The sequence below is a fragment of the Geodermatophilus sp. URMC 64 genome (assembly GCF_053502555.1).
The window spans coordinates 872,474-886,157 of the sequence record NZ_CP199955.1 but is presented as its reverse complement, the minus strand read 5'-3'; the positions used below and the strand labels follow the sequence as shown (position 1 = coordinate 886,157).

The 13,684-nt window shown below is 74.4% G+C and carries 16 protein-coding genes; 9 read left to right on the top strand and 7 right to left on the bottom strand.

What is annotated here, in order from left to right; translation table 11 throughout:
* Nucleotides 1-23 precede the first annotated feature (23 nt).
* Together ACWIYF_RS04515 and ACWIYF_RS04510 are read right to left on the bottom strand one after the other, a co-directional pair.
* Complete coding sequence (locus ACWIYF_RS04515; protein WP_448626918.1) at nucleotides 24-434, bottom strand: cobalamin B12-binding domain-containing protein; 411 nt, start codon at nucleotides 432-434, stop codon at nucleotides 24-26.
* A 23-nt stretch (nucleotides 435-457) separates the two neighbouring features.
* A complete protein-coding gene (locus ACWIYF_RS04510; protein WP_448626917.1) occupies nucleotides 458-1,531 on the bottom strand; it encodes a hypothetical protein in 1,074 nt (357 codons plus the stop codon).
* A 185-nt stretch (nucleotides 1,532-1,716) separates the two neighbouring features.
* On the opposite strand from ACWIYF_RS04510, the gene ACWIYF_RS04505 reads away from it, so the two are divergent.
* The gene (locus ACWIYF_RS04505) at nucleotides 1,717-2,616 is read left to right on the top strand and encodes an esterase/lipase family protein (protein ID WP_448626916.1); all 900 of its coding nucleotides are present in this window, start codon (nucleotides 1,717-1,719) and stop codon (nucleotides 2,614-2,616) included.
* A 185-nt stretch (nucleotides 2,617-2,801) separates the two neighbouring features.
* A complete protein-coding gene (locus ACWIYF_RS04500) occupies nucleotides 2,802-3,536 on the top strand; it encodes a M23 family metallopeptidase (protein WP_448626915.1) in 735 nt (244 codons plus the stop codon).
* 107 nt (nucleotides 3,537-3,643) lie between these two features.
* Here ACWIYF_RS04500 and pcrA read toward each other — a convergent pair whose 3' ends face one another.
* Entirely contained in the window at nucleotides 3,644-5,935 is a 2,292-nt protein-coding gene (gene pcrA / locus ACWIYF_RS04495) for a DNA helicase PcrA (protein WP_448626914.1), read from the bottom strand.
* A 333-nt stretch (nucleotides 5,936-6,268) separates the two neighbouring features.
* Here pcrA and ACWIYF_RS04490 point away from each other — a divergent pair, with 333 nt between their 5' ends.
* Nucleotides 6,269-6,556: a chorismate mutase gene (locus tag ACWIYF_RS04490; RefSeq protein WP_448626913.1), complete on the top strand. Its 288-nt coding sequence runs from the start codon at nucleotides 6,269-6,271 to the stop codon at nucleotides 6,554-6,556.
* A 5-nt stretch (nucleotides 6,557-6,561) separates the two neighbouring features.
* On the opposite strand, the gene ACWIYF_RS04485 is transcribed toward ACWIYF_RS04490, so the two are convergent.
* Complete coding sequence (locus ACWIYF_RS04485; protein WP_448626912.1) at nucleotides 6,562-6,969, bottom strand: YybH family protein; 408 nt, start codon at nucleotides 6,967-6,969, stop codon at nucleotides 6,562-6,564.
* Nucleotides 6,970-7,115: 146 nt separating this feature from the next.
* Here ACWIYF_RS04485 and ACWIYF_RS04480 point away from each other — a divergent pair, with 146 nt between their 5' ends.
* From ACWIYF_RS04480 to ACWIYF_RS04465, 4 genes are read left to right on the top strand one after another with little or no spacing between them, the layout of a single operon-like run.
* Entirely contained in the window at nucleotides 7,116-7,703 is a 588-nt protein-coding gene (locus tag ACWIYF_RS04480) for a carboxymuconolactone decarboxylase family protein (protein ID WP_448626911.1), read from the top strand.
* The gene (locus ACWIYF_RS04475; protein WP_448626910.1) at nucleotides 7,700-8,599 is read left to right on the top strand and encodes an RNA polymerase sigma-70 factor; all 900 of its coding nucleotides are present in this window, start codon (nucleotides 7,700-7,702) and stop codon (nucleotides 8,597-8,599) included. The genes ACWIYF_RS04480 and ACWIYF_RS04475 overlap by 4 nt, the downstream gene beginning before the upstream one ends.
* Before the next feature lie 10 nt (nucleotides 8,600-8,609).
* Complete coding sequence (locus ACWIYF_RS04470; protein WP_448626909.1) at nucleotides 8,610-9,350, top strand: PIG-L deacetylase family protein; 741 nt, start codon at nucleotides 8,610-8,612, stop codon at nucleotides 9,348-9,350.
* Nucleotides 9,347-9,655: a TfoX/Sxy family protein gene (locus ACWIYF_RS04465; protein ID WP_448626908.1), complete on the top strand. Its 309-nt coding sequence runs from the start codon at nucleotides 9,347-9,349 to the stop codon at nucleotides 9,653-9,655. The genes ACWIYF_RS04470 and ACWIYF_RS04465 overlap by 4 nt, the downstream gene beginning before the upstream one ends.
* Here the strand turns inward: ACWIYF_RS04465 and ACWIYF_RS04460 are convergent.
* Genes ACWIYF_RS04460 through ACWIYF_RS04450 form a run of 3 tightly spaced genes read right to left on the bottom strand, consistent with a single transcriptional unit; the run spans nucleotide 9,643 to nucleotide 12,292 of the window.
* Nucleotides 9,643-10,437, bottom strand: coding sequence for an alpha/beta hydrolase (locus tag ACWIYF_RS04460; protein WP_448626907.1), 795 nt, complete (start codon nucleotides 10,435-10,437; stop codon nucleotides 9,643-9,645). The two genes, ACWIYF_RS04465 and ACWIYF_RS04460, sit on opposite strands and share 13 nt — an antisense overlap.
* Nucleotides 10,434-11,096 (bottom strand): response regulator, encoded by a 663-nt coding sequence (locus ACWIYF_RS04455; RefSeq protein ID WP_448626906.1) that lies wholly within the window; start codon nucleotides 11,094-11,096, stop codon nucleotides 10,434-10,436. The genes ACWIYF_RS04460 and ACWIYF_RS04455 overlap by 4 nt, the downstream gene beginning before the upstream one ends.
* Nucleotides 11,093-12,292, bottom strand: coding sequence for an ATP-binding protein (locus ACWIYF_RS04450; protein WP_448626905.1), 1,200 nt, complete (start codon nucleotides 12,290-12,292; stop codon nucleotides 11,093-11,095). Before ACWIYF_RS04450 ends, ACWIYF_RS04455 begins: the two co-directional genes overlap by 4 nt.
* A gap of 97 nt (nucleotides 12,293-12,389) precedes the next feature.
* Between ACWIYF_RS04450 and ACWIYF_RS04445 the strand changes: the two genes are divergently transcribed.
* Nucleotides 12,390-13,361: a PspC domain-containing protein gene (locus ACWIYF_RS04445; RefSeq protein WP_448626904.1), complete on the top strand. Its 972-nt coding sequence runs from the start codon at nucleotides 12,390-12,392 to the stop codon at nucleotides 13,359-13,361.
* Nucleotides 13,354-13,650 (top strand): hypothetical protein, encoded by a 297-nt coding sequence (locus tag ACWIYF_RS04440; RefSeq protein WP_448626903.1) that lies wholly within the window; start codon nucleotides 13,354-13,356, stop codon nucleotides 13,648-13,650. Before ACWIYF_RS04445 ends, ACWIYF_RS04440 begins: the two co-directional genes overlap by 8 nt.
* The last annotated feature ends 34 nt before the right edge of the window (nucleotides 13,651-13,684 follow it).

Genomic DNA, 13,684 nt, shown 5'->3' with positions numbered 1-13,684 from the left:
CCGCGCGGCTCGTCTTCCCTGCCTCAGGCGCCGGCGGGCGCCCCGACGTGCTCGCGGACCCAGTCGACGATCTCCGTCGTGGTGGCGCCCGGCGTGAAGATGCGGGCAACCCCCATGCGCTCGAGCTCGGGGATGTCCTCGTCCGGGATGATCCCGCCGCCGAACACCACGACGTCGTCGATGCCGCGCTCGCGCATGAGCTCGGCCAGCCGCTGGAACAGCGTCATGTGCGCCCCGGAGAGGACTGACAGGCCGACCGCGTCGGCGTCCTCCTGCACGACGGTCTCGACGATCTGCTCCGGCGTCTGGTGCAGGCCGGTGTAGACGACCTCCATGCCGGCGTCGCGCAGCGCCCGGGCCACCACCTTGGCGCCCCGGTCGTGCCCGTCGAGGCCGGGCTTGGCGATGACCACCCGAATGCGTTCGTCCGCCACGGCAGGCAGCGTAGTGGCGGCGATCACACCCGCCGGGAGGCCGGTGCGCGCCGCAGTCGCCAGGCCAGGACGGTGAGCAGCGCGTAGGCCAGGCCGGCCACCACGAGGCCCGCCCCGGGGACGGTCCACTGCAGCTCGCTCGAGGCGACCGCGTCCCGGACGCCGGTCAGCCCGGCGGCCAGCACCGCGACCGCCAGCGCGAGCAGCGCGCCCACCGTGGCCAGCCGCGGGCGCAGCGACGGCGCGATGACCGAGCAGAGCACGACGGCGCCGGCGAGCAGCAGCCCGCCCAGCAGCGCCAGGCCGGGCCGCTCCAGCAGGGCCTGCGGCCCCTCCTGGGTGACGACGGTCTGCAGTCCGGTGGAGGGGTCGGTGACGATCCGGGCGGGGACGTCGGCGGCGGGCAGGCTCAGGCAGAGCACGGTCGCGACGCCGACCAGGACCGCGCCGCCGGCCAGCGACGACCGAGCGGGGTCGAGCGTCCCGCCGTCCTCCATGACCGTGCGGCCCCACGCGACGGCCGCGCAGATGCCGGCGAGGACGGTGAGCGCGAGGGAGACCACGCCGAGGACCCAGCCGGCGCCGACCTCGACCGTGCTGGTCAGGACGCGCTGGCCGGCGAGGACCTCGACCCCCGGCCGGGTCGTGGAGCTGCTGCCGCGGTAGAGCTCGATGAGCAGCTCGCCGATGGCGAGCGCGGCGGACACCCCTGCGTAGGCCAGCCCGAACTTCGGCACCAGTCCGCGGACGAGGGTGCCTCCGACGGCGAGGTGGGCGACCGGGACGAGGAGTGCGACGAGCGCGCTGCCGACACCGGTCGCCAGCGACACCTCGGTGCCGCCGACGACGAGGTAGGTGGGCACCAGCCCGGCGATGGCGGTCAGCCCGGCCAGCACGAGGAGCACGCCGGTGAGCCGGGCGGCCGCGGGAACCGGGCCGACGACGAGCGCGTCCGCCGGCGCCGCGCCGTCCCGCCCGGCCCCGCTGCGGCGGGCGGACGGCTTGCCGGGCACCCGGCCGGGGCGGGACCGGGCGCCGTCCTTCCGGCTGGCGGCGCGGTCGCGGGCGGGTCCGCTTCGGGCGTCGCGGGCGGGCACGGCTCCCCCTTCGGCAGGGACGGTCACGAACGGGCCTCGATCCGCCGATGAGCAGCAACGCTTGTGTGACGACAACCACACACGGGCATTACCGTCGCGTGAACGGAGCACACCGACAGTGCTCCGCCACCGGCGGGCAGGTGGTCCCGGACCTCACCGGTGGGAACAGACGGAGGTAGCTGTCCATGCGCCCAACGAGCGATCCGGGCTCTGGTCCAGAGTCGCACACCGGCGCCGATGTCTCCGTTCCGCCACGAGGTGGCCTGCGTTCCCTCTGCACCGCCGCGACGCTCACCGGGGGGCTGACCGAGCTGGCCTGGGTGGCCGGCCACGCGCTGCTCTACCCGCTCGGCACGCGCACCGAGCCGCTGCGGCCCGACGGGCGCTTCCGGCCCGGCGTCCAGCCGCCGGCCGTACGGGCGCTGTTCGCCGGCGACCCGCTCGCCGCACGCATCCCCGTGCTGCTCGTGCACGGGCTGGTCGACAACCGCTCGGTCTTCGCGGTCATGCGCCGCAGCCTGCGCCGCCGCGGGTTCGCCTCCGTCTGCTCGTGGAACTACAGCCCGCTGCTGGGCGACGTGGCCGCGGGCGCCCGCCACCTCGGCGACCACATCGAGAAGATCTGCGAGGAGACCGGCCACGAGCGGGTGCACGTGGTCGGGCACAGCCTCGGCGGGCTGATGTCCCGCTACCTCGTCCAGCGCCTCGGCGGCGACCGCCGGGTCGAGTCCCTGGTCACGCTGGGGACACCGCACGAGGGCTCGGTGTGGGCGCACGTCGTCCCCACCCCGCTGATCCGGCAGCTGCGCCCGGGCTCGGAGCTGCTGCAGCAGCTGGCCGAGCCGGCTCCCGGGTTCACCACGCGGATCACCGCGATCTACAGCGACATCGACCAGATGGTCGTGCCCACGAGTTCGGGCAGGTGCGACCACCCCGATCTCGGTGCGCGCAACGTCCTCGTCCGCGGTGTCGGGCACCTGTCGCTGCCGATCCACCGGGGCGTCCTCGACGAGGTGGCGGCCACGCTGGCCGGCGTCCGCCGGCCCGCCGTGACGGCCCTGGACGCACCCGCCGCCGTCGCCTGAGTCCCACTCGTCCCATACGGAACGCAGTCGGCACGACACGTTCCGCGCGGTGCTTTGTCGACTCCTGACGCATCGTTACGGTCCGGTCACGGTCCCGGTACGAGCCGGTGGTCGTCGATCCACCGGAAGGTGCACCCGTGTCCAGCTCCCTGGTCCTTCCCCGGCCCGGGACCCTCCCCGCTGCCGTGTCAGCTGCCGCGCCCGCGGTCGAGAAGGCGGTCGAGGGCGAGCGGAGCGAGCCGACGCGCCGCCTCTCCGGACGACGGCTGCCCCAGCCGCCCGGCAAGCGGGCGCACCTGTGGCTGGCCGCCCTCATCGCCGGCGCCGTGATCGCCGGCATCCCGGCCTTCACCGGCGGCGGGGCCACCGACATCTCCGCCACCGCCGCCGACTACGGGCTCGGCACCGGGTCCGACGTCGGCATGACCGGGGGTCTGGAGGACGCCGCGGCGCGGCAGAGCATCACCGAGGCCGAGGCGCAGGCCCGCCTCGGGGAGCTGGCGGCGTCCCGCGCGGCCCGCGAGCCGAAGACGGTGCTGCCCACCGAGGGCCGGCTGACCACCTGCTTCTGCACGCGCTGGGGCACCATGCACTGGGGGATCGACCTGGCCGCTCCCCTGGGCACGCCGATCTACGCCGCGACCGACGGGGTCGTGCTCCGCGCGGGCCCGGCCTCCGGGTACGGCAACGCCGTCTACATCCAGGACGCCGACGGCAACGTGCAGATCTACGGCCACATGCGCTACTACGACGTGGCGGCCGGCGACGTCGTGCACGCCGGCGACCAGATCGCCAAGGTCGGCAACCAGGGCCAGTCGACCGGCCCGCACCTGCACTTCGAGCTGCACCGCGGCGGCATGACCGGCCGGCCGTTCGACCCGCAGGAGTGGCTCGCCGAGCGTGGCATCACCGTCGGCTGAGCCTTCCGCCGCCCGCCCGCACTTGCGGTGTTCCGCGCGCTCTTGCGGTCGTGCAGCACCGCAGACGCGGCAGCAACACCGCACCAGTGACGGTGGGCGGCGCCCGGCTACAGCTTGACGAGCGGGGCGTAGCGGAGGACGAGGCGCTTCGTGCCGCCGGAGCCGAAGTCGACCGTCGCCTGGGCCTTGTCGCCCACGCCGTTGACCTCGACCACGGTGCCCATGCCGAACGCGTCGTGGCTGACCCGGTCGCCGACGTCGACGGAGATGACCTCGCGGTTGCCGCGGCCCCCGCGCAGTCCGCCGGTCGACAGCCCGGTGGCGGCCACCCGCTGCTGGGCCGAGGAGAAGGACGTCGACGCCGGCGCCGGCTCGGTGCGCGCCCAGTGCACGGTGTCGGCCGGCAGCTCGTCGAGGAACCGGGACGGCGGGTTGTACGCCGGCTGCCCCCAGCTGGTGCGCACCTGGGCGCGGGAGAGGAACAGCCGCTGCTGCGCCCGGGTGATGCCGACGTAGGCCAGCCGGCGCTCCTCCTCCAGCTCGCGCGGGTCACCGAGCGCGCGCAGGTGCGGGAAGACGCCGTCCTCCAGGCCGGTCAGGAAGACGACCGGGAACTCCAGACCCTTCGCGGTGTGCAGGGTCATGAGCGTGACCACGCCGGCGTCGTCGCCGGCGACGGGCACCTGGTCGGCGTCGGCCACCAGCGAGACCTGCTCGAGGAAGTCGGTGACCGACCCCCCGGGGCTGGCGGCCTCGAACTCGGCGGCCACCGAGATGAGCTCGTTGAGGTTGTCGACCCGGCCCTCGTCCTGGGGGTCGGTCGACGCCGACAGCTCGGCGAGGTAGCCGGTGCGGTCGAGGATGCTCTCCAGCAGCGCGGCCGGGCCCGAGCCCGTCGCCACCAGCTGCTCGAACTCCTCGAGCAGCGCCACGAACTCCTGGATGTTCTTCAGCGACCGCGGCGCCAGCGTGGTGACCTCGGAGCAGCGGCGCAGCGCCGTGGCGAAGGCGATCCGCTCGCGGTCGGCGAACTGCTCGATGCACGCCTCGGCCCGCTCACCGATGCCGCGCTTCGGGGTGTTGATCACCCGCCGGAGGCTGACGACGTCCGCCGGGTTGGCGACCACCTTGAGGTAGGCCAGCGCGTCGCGGACCTCCTTGCGCTCGTAGAAGCGCACCCCGCCGACGACCTTGTAGGGCATGCCGACGCGGATGAAGACCTCTTCGAACACGCGCGAGGCGTTGTTGGTCCGGTAGAAGACGGCGATCTCCTTGGGGGCCGCCTTGCCCTCGTCGACCAGCGCGTCGATCTGCTCGGCGACCCACGCGGCCTCGTCGTGCTCGTTGTCGGCGACGTAGCCCTCGATCAGCTCGCCGTCGCCGGCGTCGGTCCACAGGTTCTTCGGACGGCGCCCGGTGTTCTTGGCGATGACCGTGTTGGCCGCCCGCAGGATCCGCTGGGTGGAGCGGTAGTTCTGCTCCAGCAGGATGGTCGTGGCCTCGGGGTAGTCGCGCTCGAACTCGTCGATGTTGCGGATCGTGGCGCCGCGGAAGGCGTAGATCGACTGGTCGGCGTCGCCGACGACGCAGAGCTCCGCCGGGGGCACCGGCCCGCCGGGCGGCCCCACCAGCTCGCGGACCAGCACGTACTGCGCGTGGTTGGTGTCCTGGTACTCGTCGACCAGCACGTGCCGGAAGCGGCGGCGGTAGTGCTCGGCGACGTCCGGGAACGCCTGCAGCAGGTGGACCGTGGTCATGATCAGGTCGTCGAAGTCCAGCGCGTGCGCCTGGCGCAGCCGCTGCTGGTAGAGCCGGTACGCCTCGGCCAGCACCTTCTCGGGCGCCGCCTGTGGGACGTAGCTCTCCTCGTCGATCAGCTCGTTCTTCAGGTTCGACACCTGGGCGGCGAGGCTGCGGCCGGGGTAGCGCTTGGCGTCGAGGTCGAGATCGCGGGCGACCATCGTCATGAGCCGGACGGAGTCGCCCTGGTCGTAGATGGTGAACGACGACTTCAGGCCCAGCTTGGCCGCCTCGGCGCGCAGGATCCGCACGCACATCGAGTGGAACGTCGACACCCACATGGCCCGGGCGCGGGGGCCGACGAGCTGCGCGACCCGCTCCTTCATCTCGCCGGCGGCCTTGTTGGTGAAGGTGATCGCCAGGATCTCGCCGGGCTGCACGTGGCGCGCGCCGAGGAGGTAGGCGATGCGGTGGGTGAGCACGCGGGTCTTGCCCGATCCGGCGCCGGCCACGATGAGCAGCGGGCCGCCCTCGTGGACGACGGCGTCGCGCTGCGGGCCGTTGAGCCCGGCGAGCATGCGGTCGAGGTCGCGACCCGCCGAGCCCGGCGCGGTGCGCTGCAGGGTAGCGGTACCGGGAAGGGCTGACTGGGCGCTCATTCCGGGGTCCCCGCGGAAACGGGGAGCGCCAGCGGAGCGTTTTCGTGGGGTGGATTCATGACCACATCACTGTAAGCCGGTCGGGTGACGCTCCCTTCCGGCGCAGGACCGCCCGTCCCACCCGTCCCGGATGAGCTGCTGGCGCCGTCCGCGGCCGGTGTGGCACACTTCCCGCCGTGCTCGCCACGGTCAGCTTTTTCTACGGTCACCGGGATCCGGTGTCCGTCACCGCTGGCTGAGCACACCGCCGCAACCGACGCCCCGGGCCCGAGAGCCCGGGGCGTTTCTCGTTCCCGGGGTCGACGGCCCGGACCGCCCCTGAGGAGCCCTCCGATGAGCACCACCACCGCCGACCTCACCGCTGACGCCGCCGTCGACCCCACGGCCCGGATCGGCGAGCTGCGCACCGAGATCGACGCCTGCGACGCCGCCATCATCGAGCTCGTGCAGCGCCGGCTGGCCATCTCCCGGGAGATCGGCCGGCTGCGCGCCGCCGCGGGCGGCACCCGTCTGTCGCTGGCCCGCGAGCAGCAGATCCTCGCCAAGTTCCAGGGCGCGCTCGGTGCCGACGGCGCGACGCTCGGGATGATGCTGCTCCGCCAGGGCCGCGGCCGGCTCTGACGGAGCTACGACCGGCGCTCGTCGGCCGGCGGGAAGTCGGCGTGCCGGTGGACCAGCCGCCAGTCGCCGTCCACGCGGCGGTAGACGTGCGTGACCCGGATGGTCATCGGACGGCGCTCCCCGCGGTCGACCCGCACCGTGCCGCGCTCGAAGCCCACCGTGTACGCGAGGTCCCCGCTGGCCGCCACGACCTCGTACTCGGGCTTCAGCTCCCCGTCGCTGAACCGGGAGGCCACCCAGTCGAAGGTCCGGACGACGGCGTCGTGGCCCTTCTCGATCGGCCCCCACGCGCCGAACAGCGTCGCGTCGTCGGTGCGGGCCCAGCAGGCGGCGTAGCCGCTGGGATCGCCGGCCGCGATCCCGCCGAGTCCGTCGGCCACCCCTTCCAGCGTGCGCGCGAGGTCCGTCTCCACGGCCGTCCTCCCGGTTCCGGCACTGTCCCGATCCCCAAGCCTCCCGCGGCCGCCCGCCGACGCCAACCCCGTCGGGCGCGCCGGTGTCACATCCGCCGGGCCCGTCCCGTCTTCATGGGTGTTCACCCGATGAAGAGGAGTTCGTCATGGCACGCATCTCGCTCGACCCGCCCCGCACGCTGGTCAACCGGCTGGTCGCCTGGTACTCGCGCCGCCGATTCGGGGTGGTCGCCGACCCCGCCGCGGCGATGGGGCACCACCCCCGGGTGCTGATCAGCAACGCCCGGTTCGAGATGTCGGTGGAGAAGTGGCACCGGCTCGACCCCACCCTCAAGGCGCTGGCGGAGATGGCGTCGGCCGCCGCCATCGGCTGCTCGTGGTGCGTGGACTTCGGTTACTGGATCAGCACGAACCGGGGCGTCGATCCGGTCAAGCTGCGCGACGTCCCCCGCTGGCGGGACAGCGACGTCTACACGGACCTCGAGCGCAAGGTTCTCGCCTACGCGGAGGCGGCGACGGCGACTCCGCCCACCGTGACCGACGACATGGTCGCCGACCTGCGGCGGGAGCTCGACGACGCGGCGCTCGTCGAGCTGACCATGATGATCGCCGTGGAGAACGAACGCTCCCGGTTCAACAGCGCGCTCGGGCTGACCAGCCAGGGCTTCAAGGACCGCTGCGAGATCCCGGAGGCCCCCGCGCGGACCGCCGGGGTGCGGAGCGCGGCGTCGTGACGGTCGGCGCCGGCGACGAGCTGCTCGCCGCGTTCGACCGGCACCGGCGGCTGCTGTTCACCGTCGCCTACGAGATGCTGGGCAGCGTCGCCGACGCCGAGGACACCGTGCAGGACGCGTGGCTGCGCTGGTCGGCGGCCGACCGCGGCGACGTCGCCGACGAGCGCGCCTACCTGGTCCGCATCGTCACCCGCCTGGCGCTGGACCGGCTGCGGTCGGCCCGGGCCCAGCGGGAGACCTACGTCGGGCCGTGGCTGCCCGAACCGCTGCTCACCGGGACCGATCCCGACCCGGCCGAGGCCGCGGAGCTCGGCGAGGAAGTCTCCCTGGCGGTGCTCGTCGTCCTGGAGACGCTCTCACCGGTCGAGCGGGCGGTGTTCGTGCTGCGCGAGGTGTTCGGCATGTCGTGGGCCGAGGTCGCCGGCGTCCTCGACCGGTCCGAGGCCGCGGTCCGCCAGCTCGGGCACCGGGCGCGGGAGCACGTCCAGGCCCGGCGTCCGCGGTTCGACACCGACCGCCGGAAGACGCGGGAGGTCACCGAACGGCTCCTGGCCGCCGCCGTCGGCGGGGACGTCGAGAGCCTGCTCGCCGCGATGTCGCCGGGTGTCGTCCTCGTCTCCGACGGCGGCGGCAAGGTCTCGGCGGCGCGGCGGCCCATCGTCGGCGCGGACAAGGTGGCCCGCTTCCTGGCCGGGGTCGGCCCGCAGGCCGCGGACCTGGGGCTGCGGATCGGGTTCGCGGACATCAACGGCGCGCCGGCGGTCGTCGCCTGGACCGACGCCGGGCCGTACATGGCCCTGCAGCTGGTCCTCGTCGACGGGCTGGTCGACCGGGTGTTCTTCATGGGCAACCCGGACAAGCTGGCCGGGATCGCCGGGGCGCCCGGCGGAACTTAGGCTGCCGCGGGTGACCAGTCCGTTCGCCCGTCCGACGACGCCCGCGGAGCACGTGGAGCGCGCGCTCTGCGTGCTCGCCCACCCCGACGACGTCGACTTCGGCAGCGCGGGCACCGTGGCGACCTGGACGGCGGCGGGCACCGAGGTCAGCTACTGCATCGTGACCGACGGGGACGCCGGCGGCTTCGACGAGACGCCGCGGCACGAGATGGGCCCGCTCCGGCAGGCCGAGCAGCGGGCGGCGGCCGCTGCGTGCGGCGTCGAGGACGTCCGCTTCCTCGGTTACCCGGACGGGCGGCTGGAGCTCACGCTGGACCTGCGCCGCGACATCAGCCGGGTGATCCGGCAGGTGCGGCCCCAGCGGGTGCTGACCAGCTCGCCGGAGCGGTTCTACGAGCGGATCGGGGCCAGCCACCCCGACCACCTGACGGTCGGCGAGTCCACGCTGCGCGCGGTGTACCCCGACGCCCGCAACCCGTTCGCGTTCCCGGAGCTGCTGGCCGACGAGGGCCTCGAGCCGTGGACGGTGTCGGAGGTCTGGCTGAGCGCCAGCCCGCGGGCCGACCACGCCGTCGACGTCACCGACGTGGCCGCGCGCAAGATCGAGGCGCTGTCCTGCCACAAGAGCCAGGTGAGCCACCTGGACGACCTGGACGGCTTCGTGCGCGGCTGGATGGGCCAGACCGCGCAGCGGTTCGGCCTGCCGGAAGGCCGGCTGGCCGAGGCCTTCCACGTGGTGTTCACGGCATGAGCGCGGGAACACGCTGGGACGAGCTCGCCGACCGCGCGGTCGGTGGCGAGGTGACCCGCGGCAGGATGTTCGGCTCGCACGGGCTGCGGACCGGCCGGAAGTTCTTCGCGATCTGGTGGCACGAGCAGCTCGTGCTCAAGCTGCCGGCCGAGCGGCAGCAGGCGCTGGTGGCCGCGGGGCAGGCCGAGCCGTTCGAGCCCATGGACGGCCGGCCGATGAACGGCTGGGTCGTCGTCGCCCCGTCGGACCAGTGGCCGTCGCTCGTCGAGGAGGCACGCGCCTTCGTGGCCGCTCAGTCGAGCTGACCGGCCAGCTCGACGACGGCACCGACCAGCTGCGGTCCGTCGAGCAGGACGAGGTCGTTGTGGTCGGCGCCGGGCACCTCGACCAGCCGGACCAGGCCGGCCGCCGCATCCGCCACGGCGCGGCTCTGCTCCGGCGGCACGATCGAGTCGGCAGCGCCGAGGACGACGACGGTCGGCACCCGCACGTCCGCGATGCGCTCGGCCACCGGGTAGCGGTCGCGCAGCAGCGCCCGGACCGGCAGGAACGGGTAGTGCACGCTGCCCACCGCCGCGAGGTCGACGAACGGGGAGCGCAGCACCAGCCCGGCCGGCGGGTGCTCGGCGGCCAGCTCGGTCACCACGGCGGCGCCGAGGCTCTCGCCGAGGTAGAGCAGCCTCTCCGGCGGCACCCCGGCGTCCTCGAGCATGTACTCCCGCGCGGCGCGGACGTCACGCGCCAGCCCCTCCTCGCTCGGGCTGCCGGGGTTGCCGGCGTAGCCGCGGTAGTCGAAGAGCAGCACCGACAGGCCGGCGTCGTGCAGCGCCTGCGCGAGCGGCACCCGCAGACCCCGGTGGCCGCCGTTGCCGTTGGCGACCAGGACGGCCGGCGCCCCGTCGTCGGCAGCGAAGAACCAGCCGTCCAGCCGCAGGCCGTCGGAGGTCCGCAGCTCGACGTCCCGCGCTCCCGCCGGCACCGGTCCCGGGGACCCCTGCGGCAGGTAGATCAGCCGCCGCTGGACGGTCCACAGGAGTCCGGTCACGACCACGACCACCAGGAGGACGACGAGCAGCGCACGCCTCACAGCAACCTGTTCGTCGCTGCCCAGCGGGTGAGCTCGTTGCGGTTGGACAGCTGCAGCTTGCGCAGCACGTTCGACGCGTGCGACTCCACCGTCTTCACCGAGATGAACAGCCGCGAGCCGATCTCCCGGTAGGTGTAGCCGCGGGCCAGCAGCTGCATGACCTCGCGCTCGCGGGCGGACAGCAGGTCCAGCCCGGGGTCGGTGGCCGGGTCCTCCGCCGGCGCAGGGGCGGGGCCGGTCGCGGCGAAGGCGTCGAGCACGAACCCGGCCAGCCGCGGGCTGAACACGACGTCGCCGTCGGCGACCCGGCGGACGGCGGCGAGCAGATCCGGCCCGGAGATCGTCTTGGTCACGTAGCCGCGGGCCCCGGCACGGATGACCGCGATGACGTCCTCGGCCGCGTCGGACACCGACAGCGCCAGCCAGCGCACCGAGGGCAGCTCGGCCCGCAGGCTCTCCAGCACCGCCCGTCCGCCGCCGCCCGGCAGGTGCACGTCGAGCAGGACGACGTCCGGGACGGTCGCCCGGATGCCCTCGACCGCGCCGGCGACGTCCGCCGCCTCCCCGACGAACGTGACGTCGTCGCCCAGCTCGGCCCGCACCCCGGCGCGCACCATCGCGTGGTCGTCCACCACGAACACCCGCACCTCGTCGGTCACGGGGCCACCTCGCGCGGCAGTGCCAGCTCCACCTCGGTCCCCTCCCCCGGCGCCGACCGGATCTCCGCCGTCCCGCCCAGCCGGGCCATCCGGCCGCGCACCGAGTCCCGCAGCCCGCGCCGGTCGTCGGACACCGTCTCCGGGTCGAACCCCTTGCCGCGATCGCGCACGAACACCGAGACCCGGTCCGGCGTGACCTCGGTGTAGAGGTCCGCGGAGGTCACCCCCGAGTGCTTGGCCACGTTGACCAGCGCCTCCCGGGTCGCGGCGCCGAGCGCGGCGAGCGCGTCGTCGACCGGGGCGTCCCCGACGACGACCGGGTCGATGGTCAGCGCGTGGTCGGCCTCCACCTCGGCGACGATCCCGGCCACCAGCCCGGCCCACGTGCCGCCGGCCGCGACCGCGGGCTCGTAGAGCCAGGTGCGCAGCTCGCGCTCCTGGCCACGGGCGAGGCGGCTGACCGCCTCCGCGTCGTCGGCGTTGCGCTGGATCAGCGCCAGCGTCTGCAGCACCGAGTCGTGCAGGTGCGCAGCGACCGCAGCCCGCTCCTCCGAGCGGATCCGGGCGGCGCGCTCGGCCTCGCGCGAGACCAGCAGCCGCCGCCACAGCGGCGCGGTCGCCAGGACGATGCCGACCAGGATGACCAGGGTCGCGGCGAAGCCGTTGCGCGCGTTGGCCAGCTGGCCGGTCGTCGCCAGCAGCAGGACGACGCCGCCCCCGGCCAGGGCGACCCCGCCGGCGAGCACCCAGCGGACCCCGGGGAGGGCGAGCGTGCGGTCGGTGTCCAGCTGCCGCCAGATCACCGCCAGGCCGACCGCCACCAGCACCAGCGGGAGGATGACGTTGCCGCTGCCCAGCGACAGCACCTGGCCGAACAGGATGACCGCGAGCAGGCCGGCGATCCCCAGCCCCAGGAGCTGGCGGGTGCTGCGCGGGGTGGCCGACGACAGCGCGAAGACCGGCTCCGCGCCCTCCTCGGCGACCGGCATGGTCAGCCACAGCAGCCCGTAGAGGACGACGCCGACGCCCAGGGCGGCGAGGACGACGAAGACGACCCGGACCATGAGCGGGTCCTGCCGCAGGTGGGCGGCCGTGCCCACGGCGACGCCGGCCAGCACGCGGCCCGAGCGCGGGCGCGCCAGGGGCGGCCGGGGCGCCGCTCCGACGGCCGGCGGCCCGGCGACAGGGGTGTTCACGTTTCCGATCGTCGCACCGTCCCCGCCCGCGAGGACACCGGTGATCACCCGGGTCGGGGGCGCGGCGAGGACCAGGGTCGGATGGGGGCGTTCCCCGATGGTCTTCTCCTGCCGTGCTGAGGACGCTTCTGCCATGACATCCGCACCGCCCCCCGCACCGTCGGTGGACCCGGGCTGGGAGCCGCCGAGCCCACCGCCCGGACCACCCGCACGCCCCCGGCTCCGCCGCAGCGACAGCGACAGGATGATCGGCGGCGTCGCCGGCGGCCTCGCCGAGTACAGCGGCATCGACCCGCTGCTCTGGCGGGTCGGCTTCGTCGCCCTCACGTTCGCCGGCGGCTCCGGCGTCCTCGTCTACCTGCTGCTGTGGCTGCTCATGCCGTCCGGCGACGCCGTCCCGCGCGACCGCCAGGCGCCGCTCGACCGGATCGCCGACCGCCGCGCCGCGGCCGGGCCGCGCTCGCCGGTCCCGGGCATCACCGTCGCCGGGGTGCTGATCGTGGTCGGCGTCCTCGTGCTGATCGACCGGTTCAGCGCCTGGGAGATCTCCGCCCGCGGCTTCCTCGGCTCCGCGCTGCTCGTCGTCGGCCTCGGCCTGGTCGCCGCCGCCTTCTCCGGCGGCCGGCGCGCCCGCGGCGGGCTGATCGCCATCGGCGCCGTCCTGTCGCTGGCGGCGATCGGGGCCTCGAGCGGGCCGTGGCACTTCGAGGGCGGCGTCGGTGACCGCACGTACCGGCCGGTCGCCGCCGACCAGGTCCGCCCGCTCTACGAGCTCGGCGCCGGCGACCTGACCGTCGACCTCAGCGACGTGAACGTCTCCGGCCTCGACGCGCCGATCCGGACGCGCATCGACCACGGCGTCGGCGACCTCGAGGTGGTCCTGCCGGATTCGGCCGACGTCCAGATCGACGTCGACCAGGGCATCGGCGACCTCGACGTGTTCGACGAGGGGGCGACCGACGGCTACTTCGCCGGCACCGGTTCGGCCGCCTGGACCGGCGACGGCGAGCCCGAGTTCGTCATCACCATCGACTCCGGCGCCGGCGACGTGGAGGTGTCCCGTGCCTGAACCCGACTACAGCGAGTTCCCGACCACCCCGACCGCGTGGCAGGAGCGGGCCTGGCAGGAGGTCCAGCCGCTCACCACGGAGGAGCCGCCGGTCCCGCCCCGCCCGCGGGTCGACCTGGTCGCGCTGGTCCCGGGCCTCGCCTTCGTCGTCCTGGCGATCGTGGTGCTCGGCGGGGTGGACGTCCCGCTCACCCTGTTCCACGACGGCGGCGTCCTCTGGGCCGTGCTGATCGTCGCGGGGATCGCCCTGCTGCTGCGCGAGACGCGGCGGGCGCGCCACCGGCGTTGACGGAGAGGGGGCTGGACGAGGGCCCGGGGAGCAA

Bases quoted from the DNA above. Each gene is read 5' to 3' on its own strand.
- ACWIYF_RS04505 (WP_448626916.1), top strand. From the start codon at position 1,717: ATGCGCCCAACGAGCGATCCGGGCTCTGGTCCAGAGTCGCACACCGGC.
- pcrA (WP_448626914.1), bottom strand. From the start codon at position 5,935: ATGAGCGCCCAGTCAGCCCTTCCCGGTACCGCTACCCTGCAGCGCACC.
- ACWIYF_RS04490 (WP_448626913.1), top strand. From the start codon at position 6,269: ATGAGCACCACCACCGCCGACCTCACCGCTGACGCCGCCGTCGACCCC.
- ACWIYF_RS04480 (WP_448626911.1), top strand. From the start codon at position 7,116: ATGGCACGCATCTCGCTCGACCCGCCCCGCACGCTGGTCAACCGGCTG.
- ACWIYF_RS04465 (WP_448626908.1), top strand. From the start codon at position 9,347: ATGAGCGCGGGAACACGCTGGGACGAGCTCGCCGACCGCGCGGTCGGT.
- ACWIYF_RS04445 (WP_448626904.1), top strand. From the start codon at position 12,390: ATGGTCTTCTCCTGCCGTGCTGAGGACGCTTCTGCCATGACATCCGCA.